The organism is Actimicrobium sp. CCI2.3 (genome assembly GCF_035019065.1).
GTDB lineage: Bacteria > Pseudomonadota > Gammaproteobacteria > Burkholderiales > Burkholderiaceae_D > Actimicrobium.
In genome coordinates, this window is record NZ_JASJWR010000014.1 from 1 (window position 1) to 19282 (window position 19282).

At 58.6% G+C, this 19282-nt stretch carries 16 protein-coding genes, 1 other RNA gene and 1 pseudogene; 13 read left to right on the forward strand and 5 right to left on the reverse strand.

Annotation, left to right across the window (positions count from 1 at the left end; genetic code table 11):
- Positions 1-641: pseudogene (locus QN370_RS09575) on the reverse strand (PilN family type IVB pilus formation outer membrane protein); the annotation flags it as partial.
- Positions 638-1324: a toxin co-regulated pilus biosynthesis Q family protein gene (locus QN370_RS09580; protein WP_322126244.1), complete on the reverse strand. Its 687-nt coding sequence runs from the start codon at positions 1322-1324 to the stop codon at positions 638-640. The gene QN370_RS09580 and the pseudogene QN370_RS09575, both read right to left, overlap by 4 nt.
- Before the next feature lie 320 nt (positions 1325-1644).
- Here QN370_RS09580 and QN370_RS09585 point away from each other — a divergent pair, with 320 nt between their 5' ends.
- Positions 1645-2904 carry a diguanylate cyclase gene (locus QN370_RS09585; protein WP_322126245.1) on the forward strand — a complete coding sequence of 420 codons (1260 nt, stop codon included), beginning with the start codon at positions 1645-1647 and terminating at the stop codon, positions 2902-2904.
- A 75-nt stretch (positions 2905-2979) separates the two neighbouring features.
- Positions 2980-3708, forward strand: coding sequence for a pyridoxine 5'-phosphate synthase (locus tag QN370_RS09590; protein ID WP_322126246.1), 729 nt, complete (start codon positions 2980-2982; stop codon positions 3706-3708).
- A gap of 17 nt (positions 3709-3725) precedes the next feature.
- On the opposite strand, the gene QN370_RS09595 is transcribed toward QN370_RS09590, so the two are convergent.
- Positions 3726-4406: a hypothetical protein gene (locus tag QN370_RS09595; protein WP_323581712.1), complete on the reverse strand. Its 681-nt coding sequence runs from the start codon at positions 4404-4406 to the stop codon at positions 3726-3728.
- 188 nt (positions 4407-4594) lie between these two features.
- Positions 4595-5065 (reverse strand): DUF4148 domain-containing protein, encoded by a 471-nt coding sequence (locus QN370_RS09600; RefSeq protein ID WP_322126248.1) that lies wholly within the window; start codon positions 5063-5065, stop codon positions 4595-4597.
- Positions 5066-5335: 270 nt separating this feature from the next.
- Between QN370_RS09600 and rnpB the strand changes: the two genes are divergently transcribed.
- The 10 genes from rnpB to QN370_RS09650 all read left to right on the forward strand — a co-directional run bounded on the left by rnpB (position 5336) and on the right by QN370_RS09650 (position 17741).
- Positions 5336-5669: RNase P RNA component class A (gene rnpB, locus QN370_RS09605), an RNA gene on the forward strand.
- Between the two features lie 180 nt (positions 5670-5849).
- Entirely contained in the window at positions 5850-6002 is a 153-nt protein-coding gene (locus QN370_RS09610) for a DUF3096 domain-containing protein (protein WP_322126249.1), read from the forward strand.
- A gap of 275 nt (positions 6003-6277) precedes the next feature.
- Complete coding sequence (locus QN370_RS09615; RefSeq protein ID WP_322126250.1) at positions 6278-6634, forward strand: hypothetical protein; 357 nt, start codon at positions 6278-6280, stop codon at positions 6632-6634.
- 199 nt (positions 6635-6833) lie between these two features.
- Positions 6834-9086, forward strand: a complete 2253-nt coding sequence (locus QN370_RS09620) for an adenylate/guanylate cyclase domain-containing protein (protein ID WP_322126251.1) — start codon at positions 6834-6836, stop codon at positions 9084-9086.
- A gap of 118 nt (positions 9087-9204) precedes the next feature.
- Positions 9205-12564, forward strand: a complete 3360-nt coding sequence (locus QN370_RS09625; RefSeq protein WP_323581713.1) for a TonB-dependent receptor domain-containing protein — start codon at positions 9205-9207, stop codon at positions 12562-12564.
- 45 nt (positions 12565-12609) lie between these two features.
- Positions 12610-13023 carry a hypothetical protein gene (locus tag QN370_RS09630; protein WP_322126253.1) on the forward strand — a complete coding sequence of 138 codons (414 nt, stop codon included), beginning with the start codon at positions 12610-12612 and terminating at the stop codon, positions 13021-13023.
- 24 nt (positions 13024-13047) lie between these two features.
- Positions 13048-13761: a Crp/Fnr family transcriptional regulator gene (locus tag QN370_RS09635; RefSeq protein ID WP_322126254.1), complete on the forward strand. Its 714-nt coding sequence runs from the start codon at positions 13048-13050 to the stop codon at positions 13759-13761.
- Between the two features lie 207 nt (positions 13762-13968).
- Positions 13969-16035, forward strand: coding sequence for a tetratricopeptide repeat protein (locus QN370_RS09640; RefSeq protein ID WP_323581714.1), 2067 nt, complete (start codon positions 13969-13971; stop codon positions 16033-16035).
- A gap of 9 nt (positions 16036-16044) precedes the next feature.
- Entirely contained in the window at positions 16045-16662 is a 618-nt protein-coding gene (locus QN370_RS09645) for a C39 family peptidase (protein WP_322126256.1), read from the forward strand.
- Positions 16659-17741 carry a transporter gene (locus tag QN370_RS09650; protein ID WP_322126257.1) on the forward strand — a complete coding sequence of 361 codons (1083 nt, stop codon included), beginning with the start codon at positions 16659-16661 and terminating at the stop codon, positions 17739-17741. Before QN370_RS09645 ends, QN370_RS09650 begins: the two co-directional genes overlap by 4 nt.
- A gap of 91 nt (positions 17742-17832) precedes the next feature.
- On the opposite strand, the gene QN370_RS09655 is transcribed toward QN370_RS09650, so the two are convergent.
- Positions 17833-18129, reverse strand: a complete 297-nt coding sequence (locus tag QN370_RS09655; protein WP_322126258.1) for a DUF4148 domain-containing protein — start codon at positions 18127-18129, stop codon at positions 17833-17835.
- A 721-nt stretch (positions 18130-18850) separates the two neighbouring features.
- Here QN370_RS09655 and mraZ point away from each other — a divergent pair.
- Positions 18851-19279 carry a division/cell wall cluster transcriptional repressor MraZ gene (gene mraZ, locus QN370_RS09660; protein ID WP_322126259.1) on the forward strand — a complete coding sequence of 143 codons (429 nt, stop codon included), beginning with the start codon at positions 18851-18853 and terminating at the stop codon, positions 19277-19279.
- Positions 19280-19282: the final 3 nt, after the last annotated feature.

Consider the following 19282-nt stretch of genomic DNA (forward strand, 5'->3'; position numbering starts at 1 on the left):
CCACCGCCACCACCACCACCACCTGAACTGGCACCACTGGAGACGCTAGCAGCCAGCGTGGAATCGCCCGGCACCGCTGCGATCTGGAAGGTGCGGGTATCCGTGTAAAAAAACTGGATGTTGCCGTTTGCGTATTTCCATGACACGCCGAAACGGGCGGCAGCCGTATCAAGCAAACTTTTGAGGGTGCCACCGGAAAAATCGATACGTATCGATGCTTTCTCCGAGGCAGCCTGCATGCCAAGTTGTGGACCTTTGGTGTTTGTCGCAGCTTTTTCGGGCTGTCCTGCGTTGCTGGCATCGGAGGTTATTTTGGTCGGCACACCGGAACGCAGCGTAATCCTCTCGGCAAATTCCGCCAATGAATCGACCGATCGTTCGAAGGTGGTCGGTTGATTGAATATTGGCGGCAGTGGTATCTGGCTAGACCGCGCCAGGCCGCGGCCTATCCAGATGCCTGGATCATGCTGGACGGTCGGGAGCGCTTTGCTCTCCGTACCGTCAACCTTGCCAACGTCGCGTGTCAGCGCAGATGATCGCTTTTCGCTGGCGTCCACCCGATTAATAATGCCATTTTGCATGCTGCTACAGGCTGGCAGCAGCATCGTGCCCATCAAGGCGACAAGTGAGACACATTTCATTGTTGCACCCCTTTGGCCGTGATGCGCAACACCCGGTTGCCTTCAAAAAATATCGCGACAATCGGCGTTTCGCTCGATTGCATGCTGTTTGCCATCGCACTCACCGCGTCCTCGAAGGACCCGTTAATGCTGGCAGCCGCTTCAATCGAAATATCCTGTGGCAGTTCCCAAATGAGCTGCCAGCCTGCCGTCAAGGACCAACGGGCGAGCGCGTTTTGCAGCGTTTTGTCGGCCGGTGTCGTAGTCCATGTTGCCATTGGCGTGGCTGGGTCGAGGGTGTTGCTGGCAGGAGTCTGCACGGTGACGGTCTGCGCCATGCCGGGGCTGTCCGTCGCACCAGTGGCAGTTTCTAGTTTGTTGATACTGAGCAGGTTTCCTGTCACTTGCCAGGAAAAATGATGCTCTTTGGCTAAGGCGTCCAGTACTTGCTGCGGTGGCAGACTGACATTGCCGGTGACGAGGCCAGTGACGTCCGGAGCAATCTTGAATTTCAGGTGCTGCGCCTTGGCAAGATTTGCCAGCAGCTTTTGCAAGTCGCGATTCTTTGCCTGATACGTGAATGTCGGTTTGAACCACTGGATTTCCGTGTCTGCCCGTGCGCAGTCAACCATGAGAAAGCCACTGGCTGCGATCAGCATTGCAACGAACGCCTGTGTCGTACATAGCGATAACCTAAATTGCATGACAGTTTCCCGGTAAGGCGGCCTTGGCAGACTCCCGGTAGGGGCAGTTGCGTCGACCAGCGTGTTAGGAGAAGGATTGTTTTAGTGACCAAAGGTATCTAGAATTCAGTACTTTCAGTCTATTCGCGGTGATCGGAAAATACAACCTCCCTTAGATGCGCGTCGGAAATGTTCTTGCCTCTAGTGCCAAACGGAAACACCCGTTGAAAAATGCGATAAATCCCAATTTGACGCTGTCATTACTATTGGTAAGTGTCATCATGCGATCTTAAGTTTCATTTTTTTTATATTGACGTCCTGCCTCAGGAAAGAATCGCCCCATGCATCCCAGTGCTCACTCACCTTTCTTGATTTATCTGCTTCATCCCAATGCGCTACTGGCCAAAGACACGGCTGTGCAAATGGCGCAGATAGGCTATCCATTGACGGTATTTGCGACGCTGGCTGAGCTGGTGAGTGCAACCCATCGTCAGGTTCCGGCGGTGATAATGGTGGATTTGGGGAAGGTTTCGGCGAGCAAGCAATTGCAGCAAGAGCTGCTGCGATTACGTCAGGTTGCTGGTTTTGTCTTGATATTGCTGTCGTCGCGCGGCAATTTTGAAGCGCGACTCAATGCGGTCCAGGCGGGTGCCGATGCGTATTTCATCCGACCGATTGACTTGCTCATGGTGGGGAAGGAAATCGAAGCACTGACCCGGCGTCGCGAACAGTCGCTTTACCGGGTCATGCTGGTCAGCGAGGACGAACAGTATGCAGAGATGCTGCGGCGGGCCGGCATTGAGGTGGTCCGCACCCATAGACCGTCAGAGCTGTTCAACCTGAGTGGCACGTATCAACCAGAGCTGATTCTGGTCGCTGCAACACTCCAGGATTGCAATGGTATTGATCTGATCCGGCTGATTCGCCAGAACGCCTGTTTCCTGGATATTCCGGTCATCTGCATTGGTGACCAGTCCGACGAGACGCTGCACTTGCCAGCACTCATTGCTGGTGCTGATGATTTTCTGCCCGGTACGATTGACGCCACACATTTTGGTGTGACGGTGGCTGGTCGGGCAGAACGCTATCGTGCGTTACGCCGGTTGATCATGCACGATAGCCTGACCGGACTCTACAACCATGCAGCGATCAAGGAGTATCTGGCACGCGAGATGATGCACATCGAGCGACATGCTGTGCCGCTGTCGATGGCGATGATTGATCTGGATTTTTTCAAGAAAGTTAATGACACCTACGGCCACCCTGCCGGTGATCAGGTGATCAGGTCGCTTGCGCGTCTGCTACAACAGCGATTGCGGCGTGGCGATATCATCGGACGCTACGGCGGTGAGGAATTCGTGATTGTGATGCCGGCGACCACACTCGATGCGGCGATCGCCGTCGTCGCCGATATTTGTGCGGCATTCGCACAGGTGCGGCAAAGTGCCGACGGGGTCGAGTTCTATTCGACCCTGTCTGCCGGCGTGGCTGAGGCAAGTGGTCATGCCAGCGCGGCGTCGCTGTTGCGCAGTGCGGATGCCGCGCTCTATCAGGCCAAGCATGCCGGACGCAATTGCGTCATTGCGGCAAGCCCTCCTTGAGCAGGACTGTTACCCTGTTAGCATGAAGCGCTAGATTTACCTTTTATCACCGCTTGACCAGGAGTGAGTTTCCGCATGACCCAGCTATCCGTGAACATTAACAAGATCGCCCTGTTGCGCAATTCGCGTGGACGTAATTATCCCGATGTGTGCGGGTTTGCCGAGCGGTTTTTGCAACTTGGCGCCGATGGCATCACGCTGCATCCGCGACCCGATCAGCGCCATGCACGCTATACCGATGTGAGCGAATTGCAAGCGGTCACAGCGGCACACGGCAAGGAGCTCAATGTTGAGGGCTATCCCACGGCCGAGTTTCTTGAAGTCGTGCGGCGCACGCGTCCGGCGCAGTGCACGCTAGTGCCCGATAGTCCCGATCAGATTACGTCCGATCACGGCTGGGACCTGGTTCGTGATGCCGACTTTCTGCGGCCCGTCATCGCGGCGCTCAACGACGATGGGATTCGGGTGAGTCTGTTTGTCGATGTCAATAATCTGCATCTGCCGCTGGCACGCGAGCTGGGTGCCGATCGCGTAGAACTTTATACCGAGCCGTATGCCGAAACGTTCGGCACGCCACAATCAGCGCAGGTGCTGGAACAATTTCGGGTGGCCGCCGCCATCGCGATGCAAGCCGGTCTGGGTGTCAACGCCGGGCATGACCTGAACCTGGATAACCTGGCTGACTTTTTGACCATTCCCGCTATTCTTGAAGTCTCGATCGGACATGCGCTGATCGTCGAATGCCTGGAGCTGGGGTTGCCTGCCGTCCTGGCCCGCTATGTCGCACTGGTCCGCGCTCGCTGACTGCGTGACGTGTCTTTTCACTTCACTGCGCCGGCCGGATTGCGGCGAAGGAAATCCTGACGGGACAAGGTCGCTGACGATCTGGAGAGTGGCAGCGGATCGCCGATAGGCACCGTGACATACGGCGAAATACTGCCGGTGACAGAGTCTTCTCTGTCATTTTTATTTTCTATCGTTGGTAAATGATCAAACTCCATCGCGCTGTTCGGATCGGTGGCACTGCGGCGGCGGGTTTCGCTGCGTCGCCGTGGTATTGGCATGACGGTTTTTTTCGCATTGACCGTATAGGGTTTGTGCGTGCGCACGATGGGTTCCGGAGACTCGTCGCTCGCATAGAGGCGCATGAACCTCGCCTGATTGCTTTGTCCCAGCGAGCGCGCGACCAGAGGTGCCGATGCGGCCAGTCTCAACACAGGCATGCCTGTCTTGACTGTGTTGAGTGGCGTGGCGTGCTGGACTGGTGTTGCGAAGCGCTGGTCATTTTTTTCGTTTCTGATCGCCATTTGTTGAAGCAGGAAAAATTTCATTGGCGATCCATCGTTCATGCGCAGCCCCGGTTGGCGTGCTCCCGGTGCCGAGACCGGCGTGATCCGCGCCAGCGGATCGTTTCCGGAGGCTGACTGGGCAGCATCGATCAGCAGCCGGTTCGATAGCGGAACAGGAGAGGTCAGGACGGAGTGAATGGCAGAAATTCTCATGGCAGTGTTCAATAAATAAAAGGTCGACGTGCACGATGCAGGTCGGTGGGTCCGGTTCTGTGGTCCGCACCGCGGAGTCAGTTCCAAAAAATTTGGCTCAACAATAAAAAAACCCCGCATGGACATGTTGATGTCGATACGGGTTTATCCGGCGATCGTCGCCACCGGAGTAGCGATGGCTGGAAGAATTACTTGGCCATCTGATCGGCTGCTGGTTCGGCGACTTTTTTGGCGCGGGGCTTCTTGACGACAGGTGCGGCTTGCATGCCGATATTGCCGTCGCTTAGCTTGCCAGCCTTGTTGGCGGCTCTGGCTTCCGCTTTCACTTCCGCACGTGTTTTTCCGCCGGTAGAGTTGGCCGCTTTCGGTGGTACTGGTGCTGCCAGTGTGACGTTGCCGCCTTTCAGTTCGCCGGCCTGGGCGGCGGCCTTGGTGTCTGCTTTGACATCGGACCGTGCTTTTGTGCTGGCGACATCGGCGGCGGGATTGGTGACGCCGACATTGCCGCCTTTGTTCAACTCGCCCGCCTTGTTGGCGGCCCGGGTTTCGGCCTTGACTTCAGTCCGTGTCTTGGGACCATCGGCAGGTGCTGCAGTCTGGGCATAAGCTGAAAAGGTGATGCCTTGAATGAGAGCTAACGACAGAAGCGCTTTTTTCATTTTGATTCTCCGAGGGGTAACTTGCAAATTCATAAACAACAAAAATATGGTTCTCCATGTATCGGAGAGCCTGAAGCCTCGATAGCTATCAACTAGCTCAATACAAACGCATCATGCGTGGATTTGTTGACGGCGTGCGGGCTGATCCATGAAAGTGAGTTGAAATTCGCTACCGTATGTTCGATATCTAACATAGCGCTTTGTTGGCGCGATGGTCGATAGAGTTCGGCAGATTTCGGGAAAGTGCGGCGACAAGCTATAATCCGGCCCGAAGCAAGCCAGACAGTCGCTGGTCGTTGCCATGATTTCGATCATGGCAAAGGCGGGAGGAAGGTCCGGACTCCATAGAGCAGGGTGACGGTTAATGGCCGTCCGCCGTGAGGCGAGGAATAGGGCCACAGAGACGAGCGTATTTAGTTACGGTGAAACGCGGTAACCTCCACCCGGAGCAATTTCAAATAGGCACGCGTTGATGTGACTCGCGGAGCGTGCGGGTAGAAAGCTTGAGCCGTGGAGTAATTCACGGCCTAGAGGAATGGCTGTCATAACGAACGGGCTTGCCCGGGAGTCGTAACAGAATCCGGCCTATCGGCTTGCTTCACTTTTTTGCAAGAGAACGGTTTGCGAGATGCCTGCCGGTTCTCAGGGAATGTCCTTTTGTTGCCACATAATGGCTTTTGATACGGGTGATTTTCGGTTATGTACGCTGCCGCACAGAGGTGCAACGGTGCGTCACGTATCTTCGAGGAACTGTCTGACTCCTCAATTCCGGAAAGTATCAACAATGAACATCAACCTTGCCCTCGCCCCACTGGTCTCACTGATTGCCGGGATTCTGATCCTGATCATGCCAAGATTGCTGAACTATATCGTTGCCATCTATCTCATCCTGATAGGTTTGATAGGCCTGTTCGGGGCTGGGCGACTCACGATCTGAGTTGTCCAGAAAAACGCCACTTTTCAGTGGCTTTTTTTTGGCACACTCCCTTCGCAAATCCCTGGACGCCAGAGTAGTGACTGCGCCGTTTATCATCTTGCTGATGTCGCTCGTTCAGGCCTCGTTCTGCCCTGACCGTTGATTCCGAATCTTGTGAGGATTGCCACAGACCTGATGCTGCTGGCAAATCAATACTACGTCCCGTGGGTACCTGATGGCCTCTGCTTCATGCCCACACGACGTTTTCTTTCCTCAACATTCAAGGAGTAATCGACATGAAATCCATTCTGATCCCAACCTTGGTACTGGGTGCACTTGCCTCGGCAGCACAAGCCGCACCGGTGTCGCTGAACGATGCAAAACTCGACCGCGTGACCGCCGGCAGTATCGGCACTTTTGGAGCAACAACGTTTGCCGCCACCACGGTCAGAGCCACCACACTGGGCGCGACCACCTTGGGCGCTACCACGGTCAAAGCCACCACGCTAGGTGCAACAACCCTCGGTGCCACCACCTTGGGCGCTACCACGCTCGGTGCGACGACCTTCGGCGCGACCACGCTGCGCGCAACAACTCTTGGGGCAACAACGCTGGGTGCAACAACGCTGGGCGGGGTTGTCATTCGTAAGTAAGCAGGCAAGATCGCAACGGCTGCCGAGGTGACCGGCAGCCGTTGTCGTTTGAATTTCCTCCTGCACCGTCCGATTTCTCAGCACGTTCGTAACACGGCAGACGTGGCTGCGCGTGACCAGACAAGTACAATCATCGCCACGATCATTGCCAACCTGCGCGCGGGATGCGCGCAACTTAACCCGCAGCACGCATCGCGCCATGCCAACCCAGCACAAGCACATCCTGTTTGCCCTGACGATGGGGCTGTCCGGCCTGGTCTTCGGCATGCTGCCCGCCCTCCAGACGCTGGAACAGACTCACGCTCTGGCGTGGTTGTTCGACTGGCGCGGCGTTGTCCGCGCCCCGGCCGACGTGGTCATCGTGGCGATCGATGGCGACTCGGCGACCCGGCTGGGATTGCCGCCCAAACCAGCACAGTGGCCGCGTACCGTGCATGCGCAGTTGATCGCGCAACTGGCGCAGGCAGGCGCATCGACCATTATTTTTGACCTGTTGTTCGACCGCGCTGCCGCAATCCCGTCGCAGGACATCGCACTGGCTGCCGCACTGCGCGCGGCAGGCAATGTGCTACTGGTGGAGTCGTTGGTGCAGGAGCAGCTGGTTGTCGCCGGCACCGATGGCAGCGGCGTTGGCACCGTCAGGGTGGAACGGGCTATCGTCCCGATCGCGCTGCTGGCGCAAGCTGCGCTGGGCAGCGCAGCGTTACCGCTGCCGCGCGATGAACGGATCAATGCCGCATGGTTTTTCAAGGCGGATGACGGTGCCATGGCGACCTTGCCATCCTTGGCGTTGCAGGGGCATGCATTGGCAGGATATACCCGGCTCATGCAGCACTTGCGGCAGCGCGATCCGCTATTTGCGGCGACTCTGCCAGCCGACGCGACGGCGCTCCGGCGCAGCCGCAGTTTCAACCGCGTCGTGCGGCAATTGCGCCGCTATGTTTTCGCGCATCCTCATTTGGTCAACCAGTTGCAGCAGGACCTGGCGCACGACAGGTCAGTCGATGCCGGCACCGCCAGCACCGCCAGTACATTACGCGCGCTCCTTGCGCTGTACGCCGGACCGGATGCCGGATATCTCAATTTTTATGGCCCGGCTCGCACCATCACGACGATTGCATATGACCGTGTGTTGCAAGGGCTGCCGCCCGATGCCGTGCGTGGCAAGGCGGTCTTCATCGGCTATTCGGCTGCGACGGTGAACGATCAGGATCGACTTCGCGACGATTACCACACGGTGTTTTCTGGTGCCGACGGATTGCAGCTCAGTGGTGTGGAAATCGGTGCCACCGCGTTCGCCAATTTGCTCGATGGCAGCATGCTGCGTCCGCTGGATCCGGTGTGGCGGCTGGCTCTGCTGTGTGGCTGGGGTGGTGGGCTGGCGCTGGCGGCGCGACGCTGGCGTGTGTCGCACATCGCCGTGGCGTTCACGCTCGGTTGTGGCGCTTATCTGGTTGCTGCAGAATGGCTGTTCCTGCGTTGCCAGTTCTGGCTGCCCATCGTTACCCCGCTGCTGATACAGCTGCCGCTGGTCCTGCTGAGCGCCGCCGTGCTGCGCTATCTGGCGGCAAGTCGTCAGCGTGACCATATACAACACGCCTTCAGTCATTTCATTCCGCCGGCGATGGTCGAACAACTGGCTGGCGAGACGCACGCCATCGACGCTGCCAGCGCGTTATGTTCCGGCATCTGCCTGGCCACCGATGCTGCCAGCTACACCAGTCTGGCCGAGAGCATGGAGCCAGTCGCGCTGACGGCGTTGATGAACCGGTATTACGCCATCCTGTTTGCACCGGTCGCCGCCCATGGCGGCATCGTCTCCGACGTCAAGGGCGATGCCATGCTGGCAATCTGGACTGGCCACCATGCCGATCGACGCCTGCGCGCCCATGCCTGCAATGCGGCGCTGGAAATCCAGCACAACCTTGACAGCTTGCAGCAACCCGGTATGGCCAGTCGGGTGCTGCCAACCCGTATCGGACTCGATGTGGGGCCGCTGAGATTGGGTAACGTCGGTGCCGGCCAGCATTACGAATATCGCGCCGTCGGTGACACCGTCAACACCGCGTCGCGCATCGAGAACCTGAACCGGCAGTTGGGCACCTCGGTGCTGGCAGCCGCAGCGGTCATCGACGGTCTGGACGAGTTTGTGCTGCGCCCGCTTGGGGCTTTTTTGCTGCCAGGCAAATCACTCCCGGTCACCGTGGTCGAACTGCGCACCTGGCGTGACAGGCAAACGCGGCAGGATAGCTGGCTGTGCGACACGTTTGCTACTGCGCTTGATGCATTCCGTCAGCAGCGCTGGGAGGTCGCCCTGGCGACTTTTTCCAGCATTCTGGAACGCATGCCAACAGATGGCCCGTCGCGCTTTTATTTACACCAATGTGTGCGAAATATCACTGAAGCGCCCGCGCAGCCGTGGAATGCTGTGATGCGTATTGACGAGAAATAGCATTGCGCGCGCAGCAGCGTGGCAACCGCCCACGTTCAACCGTGAAAAATTTCCATGTGGCGATGATGAACAGAACACGACGTCATGACCTTGAACGCGAAACGCTGAAAGGGTACGCGTGACGGAACCCATAGCAACCCGACCGTTGCGCCTTGTGCGCCTCGGATTACTTGTTTGCGCCAACCTGCCGGATCGTACGCACCGTTGCGTGCGATGGATCATGCCGGCGCTCATCGTCTGGATTCTGTCCGGGCAAGTCGCGCGCGCCGCCGACCGGTGTGCGTCGCCCGTTGCCCGTCTGGTGTCATTGGAAGGGTCGGTCGAGTTGTGGCACCCGGAACCGCTCAGGTGGCAGACGGCCAGTAGCGGCATGGCGCTGTGTCCGCAGGATAGGGTTCGGGTGGGGCTCTCCAGCCGGGCAGCGTTGCTGCTGCCGAACGAAACGACGTTGCGTCTGAATCAGAACACCACCGTCACGATCAGTGCGCTCGATGACCGGCAACATCCGTTGATCGCACTGCTGCTCGGCGCGATTCACGTCATCACCCGAACCCCGCAACCTTTCAGCATTACGACCCCATTCGTCAATGCCAACATCGAGGGCACCGAGTTTGCCATCGGTGTCGATGCCACTGCCGCCACCGTGGCCGTCATCGAGGGCCAGGTCGCGCTCGACAATCCGTATGGGCGCATCGTGCTGGCCGACGGCGAAGCCGGCATCGCCGCAACGGGCCAGCGACCGGAAAAAACCGTCACGATCCGACCGGTTGATGCGGTGCAATGGGCGCTGTATTACCCGACAGTGCTGGCGCGCCGGACCGATTTGCAACACGTCGATGGCAGCCACCCGCCAGCCACCGACGGCGGCGGGCACGACAGCAACTGGCGGATAGAACATGCCAGTCAGTTACTCGCCGTTGGCCGCCACGAGGAGGCCGCACGCGAACTCGACCAGGTGCTCTCAGTCAATCCGTCAGACAGTCGCGCCAACGCCTTGAAAGCCCTCATCGCGCTAGTGCACAACGACACGCAGACGGCACTGGCATTGGCGCACCGGGCCACCGCCGGCGATGCCCCATCGGCCGCTGCGTGGCTGGCGCAGAGCTATGTCGAGCAGGCTCTGTTCCGGATCGACGACGCGCTCAGTAGCGCCCGCATTGCTACCCGCATTGCTACCCGCATTGCTTCGCGCATCGCCACCGAGGATGCGCTGGCCTGGGCCCGCGTAGCGGAACTGGAGATGGCGAATGGCAATCTGGACGCTGCGCAACAGGCAGCAAGCACGGCGGTGGCCCTCGATCCGCAACTCTCCAAAACCCAGACAGTATTGGGTTTCGCGCAGTTGACGCAGATGCGAACCGGACCGGCGCTGGTCGCTTTCGACCGTGCCATCGCACTCGATCAAGCCGATCCGCTGCCGCGACTGGGCCTGGGTCTGGCAAAAATCCGCAACGGCGAGCTTGGCCCCGGGCGCACCGATATCGCCATCGCCGCCAGCCTCGACCCGCTCGATGCACTGATTCGCAGCTATCTCGGCAAGGCTTACTTCGAGGAAAAGCGCGATGCGCTGGCGGCGACGCAACTGCAACTGGCAAAGACGCTGGACCCGAATGATCCGACCCCGTGGCTCTACGACGCCGTACGCAAACAAAGTGAAAACCGGCCGGTCGAAGCGCTCGCCGATCTCGAACAATCGATCGCCCTCAATCAACACCGCGCCGTGTATCGCTCGCAATTGCTGCTCGACTCGGACCGTGCCAGTCGTCTGTCCGGGATCGCCAGGATTTACGATGATCTGGCCTTCGAGCGTTTCGCCGTCAGCGAAGCGACCCAGTCGCTGGCTGCCGATGCGTCCAATTATTCCGGCCACCATTTTCTGGCGGACGCGTATTCGCGGCTGGAGCGGCATGAAATTGCCAGCGTCAGCGAGCGCTTGCAGGCCCAGTTACTGCAACCGCTGAACATCAATCCGGTGCAACCCAAACTGGCGTTTTCAAACATCAACACACCGGGCCTGAACGGGCCGGTAGTGCCGGCCTTCAACGAATTCAATCCGCTCTTTGAACGTAACGCCACACAACTGGTGGCCTCGGCAGTGGCGGGCACACAAGCCACGGCAGCGGGCGAGACCGTGCTGTCCGGTGTGCAGGACCGGTTCTCGTGGAGTGTCGGCGGCTTTCATTTCGACACGCAAGGATTTCGCGTCAATAACGCGATTCGCCACACCATCGGCGACGCCTTTGTCCAGTTCGCGTTGTCACCGCGCCTGAACCTGCAAGCCGAATTGAGTCATCGGGCGACCGAGCACGGCGACATTTCGCTCGATCTGGTGCCGGGACGCTATTCCGCGCTCTACCGGCGTACGCTGGATCAGTCGAGCGAGCGCCTCGGTCTCCACTGGGCTGGTGCAAGCAATGCCGATACATTGGTCTCGCTCATCCATACCCGTGCCGACGAACGCCAGCGTTTCGATGCCGATGGCCTGACCAGCCTGAACTCCCGCGATCAGGGCACCCAGTTAGAAGTCCAGCAGCAGCTACGTTTTCCACGCCTCAATCTGGTGGCAGGTGCCGGCTCCTATCGTTTTGACGTGCACGAGACCCTGTTTGATACGCCGAACCAGTTCACGCGCAGCCGCTGGAACGTCTACGGGTATGGGCGCGTGCGCTTGTCCGGGGACGTGATCGCGACCGTTGGCGCAAGTCTCGACGACTATGCCGAAGCCGATTTCCGCCAGCAAAAATGGAATCCGAAACTCGGCCTGCAATGGCAAATCAGTCCACGGCTGCTGTTGCGTGCGGCCAGCTTCCAGACCGTCAAGCCCGCGCTGTACGTACAGCAAACCATCGAGCCGACCGAGGTCAGCGGCTTCAATCAATTTTTCGACGAGGGCAACGGCAGTCGGGCCCGGCGCGATGCGATGGCGCTGGAGATGAAAGCTACGCCGGAGGTCAATTTACAACTGGAAGCCTCACGCCGGCGACTGGCCTTGCCGGTGCTGGCGGATAACACGCTGACCGACACCGAGACACAACGCGAAAAAGCGCTGCGCCTGTCGCTTGGCTGGCAAATTACGCCGCGCTGGACCGTGGCTGGCGAAGCGTTGGCCGAACGCTTTGACCGGCAATCCGCGTTGCTGTTCGGTCCGAGCTTGATCCGGACCAATACCGCCACCGTTGGCGTGCGTTACTTTCAACCAAACGGCGTATTCGCCCGGATCAGCACGACTGCCGTGCGCCAGCGCGTTGACTCGATCAATGGCGAGCTTGTCGAGAGCAATACCGATTGCTTCGCGCTGCTCAATGCGGCGTTTGGCGTGCGCCTGCCGGCACGGATGGGCACGATCACACTGGAGGGAAGGAATCTGCTGGACCGGAAATTCCGTTATCAGGATGCGAATTTCCGCACTCCGGCGCAACAAAGCCCACCGTTCATTCCCGCCCGAAGCGTTGTCATTCAGCTCACCGCAGCCTTCTAAACACACACCGCCTCACGCATTTTCAACTACCGATGGAGTCCGTTCATGATTGCGACACGCACCCTGACTTTTTCTTCCTTGCGGCGCTGGATGCCAGCGGCACTTTGTCTTGCGCTGGCCAGCACGTTGGCCACGGCGCGAGATCTTCAAGCCCCGGTCGTCAAGCTGGAGCCTGAACCGCCGCAACAACCACAAACCTTCAGCAAAAAGTTGACCGACCGGCTAGGCGTCAAAAATGTCGCCTATCTGCTAGTGGTCGATGTCAACGGTAACGTCGTGCCGTTCGTGCCGGAAGAGCCCAATAGCAGCTTTCGCCTCATCGATCCGACGCAAGAAAAGCTGACCTTGGAGCTCTCTGACATTACGCCGTTGACGATCGTGGCCGGCAAGCGCAACCCGTATTGCGTGGTGTTTGTGGGCGGCAGCGCCCGCAAATTATGGATGGAATCCTGCCCCTGAGGGGCGACCACAGCAGGAGTTGTCATGCTGGCGAAAACGAAACGCTCCGGCCCGGCCAATTCGCTGTTGGCCGTGATTGCCGAATTTCGGGCCTTGCAAGCCGCCGATCTGGACGATATCGGACGCCGCTGCCAATGGCGCAATGCGGTTGCGGGCGAAGTGGTATTGCATTACCAGGATGACGGGGACAGCATTTTTTTCATTATCCAGGGCACGATCAGGCTGACTCACTATGCGAAATCCGGTCATGAAGTCATTCTGGGTGAGTTGAGCGCGGGCGACATGTTCGGAGAACTGGCGGCCATTGATGGCCAGCGCCGTTCTGCTACCGGCGTGGCAAGGACCGATACGTTGCTCGCGATCATGCCAGCGGCAGCATTTCTTGACCTGATCCAGACCAATCCCCAGATTGCCATGGCAACCCTGCGCCGGTTGAGCGGCCAGGTGCGCCGGCTCACCGAGCGGGTGTTTGATTTCAGCACGCTGGCGGTGCGCAACCGGATTCATGCCGCGTTGTTGCAGCTAGCCAAAGATCCAGTGGCCGGCACCAATCAGGCCATCATCACGCCGGCACCAACCCACATCGATCTGGCCAACATGATCAGCACGCACCGCGAAGCGGTCACGCGTGAATTGAATGAACTGGTGCGTGACAAGTTGATCCGTCGCGAAGAACACAGCATCGTCATCCTGGACATCGAGCGGTTGCGCCGGATGGTGCAGGCGGTACGCGGCTAGCGAGCGCATCGTACGCGCTGTCAACCGCTTGTGCGCATTGCGTGTGCTCTTTGCGTGGTTTTACTCACAGATTTCTGCGATCCGTTTGCCTATGCTTGTCCTGGCAATTGGCCGGCGAGCCCGCTGTGCAAGCCGTTGCCTCACGCGCCCAGCGGCCACTCTGGCCATCACTTTGACGCAGACCGATTCGATTTGAAAGGTGCCATCATGAACATGACTATGAACACGTCTCTTGCAGAACATCCCGTGCGGTCCAGCAATGCCGTGCCAGCCGCCGCGACCGACTTTGTCGCCTCCTTCCATGCGATGCCATTAATTGAACCCGGCCTCGATTGCGACGACGCCCAGGCCCAAGTCGAACTGGCGATGGCGTTGCAGCAGGCCGGCAACCTGTCCGGTGCCGTGACGGCCTATGCGCGTGCCATCGCGCTGCAGCCGGAATGGCCGCAAGCCTATGCGATGCTGGGCATTGCGCTGCAGTCGCTGGGGCAGGTCGACGATGCCATTGGTGCCTTCCGTCGGGCCGTTCAATTGGCTCCCGATGATGCGCAGACCTGGTCCAATCTGGGCGTACTGCTGCAGGAACGCGGCCGCTCCGGCGACGCCATCGACGCGCTGCAACATGCGCTGCGGCTCAAGCCGCGCTTTACCGAAGCCCATGCCAATCTGGGCGTAATCCTGCGTCTGCAAGGACGGCTCGACGAAGCGATCGAGGCGTTTCGGCACGCACTAGCCTTGCGGCCAAATTATGCCGAAGCGCATGCCAATCTCGGTGTCTGCTTCAATCAGCTTGGCCGCAGCGAGGATGCCGCCAATGCGTTGCGGGTTGCCACCATTCTCAAGCCGGACTATGCCGAGGCGCATGCCGATCTGGGCAGGGTGATGATGACACTGGGCCGTCCCGGCGACGCTGCTGCCGCGTGCCGCACCGCCATCAGTCTCGGGATGGAAACCAGCGACAACTATCTGAGCATGGGCGTGGCATTGCAGGATATCGGTCAGGCCGACGACGCCGTTGCGGCTTACCAGCGTGCCATCGACCTGTCGCCGGACTGCGCCGATGCGTGGTCCAATCTGGGTGTGGTGCTGCTTGAACAATCGCTGCACGACAAGGCGATCGCCGCATTCCGGCAGGCCGCAGCGTTGAACCCGTTGCATCCGCATGCGTTTGCCAATCTGAGCATTGCGCTGCACGAACGAGGCGATGACGAACAGGCAGCCCAGTACTTCGAGCAGGCGGTCAGGCTCAATCCTGACGATGCCGATGTGTACTCCAATTTCGCGATGGTACGGATTCATCAGCAGCGCTTCGACGAGGCGCTGGTGCTGCTGGGCAAGGCCGCCGACCTGAACCAGAATCACGGCCGTCAGCTCGGCGAACGCCTGGCCGTTCCTGCCTACCGGATCAAGCATGACCGGGAACAAATGGCCCTGCTGCGCGAGCGCGGGTTGCTGGTGCCGGAGTTCGCGGACTACGCCGATGCGCTCGATGCGCTGTGCGTGAGTCGATCATTGGCCGCAGACAGCACGACAAACTTGCTGATCGACGCTGAGACGCTAAGTCGTATTGCACCGTCTTACAATCGGCTGGTCCATCTGCCGGCACCTGTCGCGTTCAACGGACCGTGCCTCAATCCGCAACTCGACATTGTCCAGCTGGAACGCGCCTATCTGGAGTCCAGGCCAGAGGTGGTCTGGGTGGACGATTTCCTGTCGCAGTCCACGCTGGAGGCGATTCGCAATTTTTGCCATGAAGCGACGGTGTGGAAGAAGGAATACCCGAACGGTTATCTTGGCGCGACACTCAAGGATGGCTTTGCGTCGCCGCTCATTCTGCGCATTGCGGAGGAATTGCGGACCACGTTTCCTGCCATTTTTGGCAGGAATCTGCTGGAACAGGCGTGGGCTTTCAAGTACGACAGCACGATGAAGGGCATTAACGTGCACGCCGATTTCGCTGCCGTGAATGTCAACTTCTGGATTACCCGCGAAGCAGCCTGTCTGGACCCGGAGCGCGGTGGGCTGGTGATCTGGGATGTCGCAGCGCCACGCGACTGGAGCTTTCAAAAATATAACGGCGACGAAGCGCAGATCCGGCGCTTTCTCAGCGAGTCCGGTGCCAAATCGATCCGGGTGCCGTACCGCGAAAACCGCTGCGTGATTTTTAACTCGACGCTGTTTCATGAAACCGACCGCTTCGCTTTCAACGATGCCTACCAGGACAGGCGCATCAACGTCACGCTGCTGTATGGCAAAGGTTTGAAAATGCGATAAGCCGTATTGATGACAACCTTGATCCCTTCATCGCGACTGCTGGCCTGCACGCTGCTGTGCCTGCAGTCGGTCGCGACTGCCGCGCCGCGCGTCGTGACCTCGTTGCTGGAAATGCGCCAGCAGCATGTCATTGTCCAGAAATTCGATCTCAGCTGCGGCGCGGCGGCACTGGCTACGCTGCTGCGCTTTCAGCATGGCGAACCGGTCACCGAGCGTGACGTCGCGACTGGCCTGATGCGGCGCAGCGAATACATCGATGATCCCGATCTGATTCGGCGGCGCGAAGGGTTTTCGCTGCTGGACCTGAAGCGCTTTGTCCAGTCACGCGGTTATGACGGAGTGGGGTTGGGCAATCTTGATCTGGATGACTTGATGCAGTACGCGCCATTGATGGTGCCGGTGAACTTGCACGGCTACAACCATTTCGTGATTTTTCGCGGCAGCGTCAATCACCGTGCCGTGCTGGCTGATCCTGCCTGGGGCAATCGCAGTATGCCGCTCGATGACTTCCTGAAGGCCTGGATTGACTTCCCGCAATTAGGTCGGGTCGGCTTTCTGGTTCGACGCCACGATGGCCAAGCGGCGGCCAACAATCTGCTGGCCTTGCCGCCAGGGGTAATCCAATGAACCGCTCGCACTCTTGGGCCCTCGGGCTGTGTGTGCTGCTCGCGGGCAGCGCCGCTGCACATGCTGACGATCAGGCCGGACTACTGGAACAGCTGCGGCAACGCGACCAGCAGATTCAGATACTGCAGGAAAAAATCCGTCGCCTTGAACGTGATCAGCGTCCGCCGGCAGTGTCGCAGCAACCCGCTGCGGCCACGGCCACCAATGCCAGCAGCATGTTTGCGGTCGACGCGCTGTCGGCCGAGCGCGCACTGGAACGGACATTGACGCAATCAGGCGCCTTATTGCTACCTGTCGGTCAGGCCGAACTGCAGTTTGGCGCAAGTTATGCGTACAGCCAGCAGCAGGCCCCGACGCTGATCGCGCAGGACAACCGATTCGTAGCCGGCACCACGGCATTGCGCCGGCAGGATGTCGGTGCCACCGTCACGGCGCGTTTTGGCCTGCCTTCCGATGCACAACTCGACGTCACGTTGCCGTATCGCGTTATCCGGCAATCGCTGATCGAGCCAGTGGATGCCGGGAGCGACCGCGAGACCCGTCGCGCCAGCACTAGCGTCGGTGACCTGTCGCTCGGATTGGCAAAAACGCTGATGCGCGAACAGGGCTGGCGACCAGACCTGATCGGGCGCATCGGCTGGACGGCCGGAAACGGGAAAGAAACCAGCAACGACATTCACATCGGCGACGGTTTCAGAAAAATTCGCGGCGAACTGACCATGCTCAAGCGTCAGGACCCTATCGTATGGACTACCAATCTGGCCTACGAATCCACCTTCAAAAAAGGCGCATTCCAGCCCGGTGCGCAAGTTGGCCTGTCATTGGCCGCATTGCTGGCAGCCAGTCCGGAGTCGTCATTGAGCGTGGGCGTTGATCAGACCTTTTCGAGAGCAAGCCGGATCAATGGAGTCAGCGTGGCCGGCAGCGATCAGCGCGCCGCTGTACTCACGCTGGGTGCGAGCTCGCTGATCGGCAAGAACACGCTGCTGTCGGTGTCGGCCGGCATCGGGCTGACCCGCAACACGCCCGATTACGTCATCAATGTGGCCCTGCCGATCCGCTTCGATCTGTTCAATTAGGTCGACTGGACCGCCCGCGCAGGCACGACAAAAAAGGGGCGGCTCGTTTGAGCCGCCCCTCCTCGGTTGATTCGCGTTGTCGCGATGTCAATTAGCTACCGGTATCGCCGATATTGGTCGAACGATGGTTGCGCACGGATTCGGTCGCTTCCTTGCGTACGGCAAGGCGGGTGCGTGTAGTGGTGGTCGCTGGTTGCTCGAAGGCACCAATGTCACCGTGGGCGTAAGCGATCTGATCACGGTCGCGCAGTACTTCGGCCCGGACGTCGGCGCGGGTTTTGGTCGACTGGAAGTTATCCATTTCCGGGAAAGGCATCAGGTCGGCGGCGAAGACGGAGCCTGCGGCGGCGAACATGGCAACTGCGGCGATTAATTTTTTGGCATTCATGGTGTTTCTCCAGAGAAGTTAATTGTTGTTAAGGTGATGAGTAATGACTTGGCACCTCCGGATCGTCTTCCGATTCGGCGTCTGCGCCTCGGTGAGTTGCATCCGGTAGTGCCTTGCTCTCATCGATGAACAAAGTTTATACGTTGCTGTATCCGCAAAAAAGACGATTAAACGCAACGTACTGTTGCTGATAACGGAATGGTGCGCGTTCTCGTTCTCGCTCTCGCTCTCGCTCTCGCTCTCGCTCTCGCTCTCGCTCTCGCTCTCGCTCTCGCTCTCGCTTCACCCGTATTCGCCAGGCGCTCCGTGCGTTTGTTCGGTTGAACAGCAAACCTTTCTTCGATCCATCAAGTTCTCCAAAGACGCCATTGCTACTTTGATCTCGGTGTCTCGTCCCTGTCGTCTTTTGAATTATCTTTTGTAACCTTTATTGTCGAACTTTATGTCAGTCAGCTCAGGCGCTACTTTCAATGTCACTCATAAGTCCTTCATTTTGAACGTTTAACTATTTGAGTGTTGCATCAGAAAAACTCGCTAAGTCGTTGACTTCATTGGAAAAATCACTATTTTCTTCATTCATAATTACTTGACCGAAAATTCAGCATCCTCTAAAGTGGATATCAGTGTGAAAAAGTGCAGTTTTGTGGGATGAAAGCAAGACTCTTTCATTTTCTTTTTTGCAATAAATGTCACTGAAATCACAATTCAAGGGGAATGCAGGGTGTTTCAAGGGGCTTCAGCACTAAATCTCGATGCGAAAGGACGGATGTCAATTCCTGCCAGGCATCGTGACGCGCTGGCATTGCAGTGTGAGGGAAGCATCACGCTGACAAAGCATCCCCATGGCTGCCTGTTGTTCTTTCCTCGCCCGGTGTGGGAGACGCACCGTGAGCAGATTGCGGCCTGGCCGATGTCGGCGCGTTCCTGGCAGCGTATTTTTCTGGGCAATGCGTCCGATGTCGAGATGGATTCCACCGGTCGCATCCTGATCGCGCCTGAGTTACGCGCTGCCGCAGGTTTGTCGCGCGACGTCATGCTGCTCGGGATGGGAAGCCATTTCGAGATTTGGGATGCCGCCAAGCTGGCCGAGAGCGAAGCCGCGGCAATTGCCACCGGCATGCCCGATGTATTAAGCAATTTTTCTTTTTGAGCC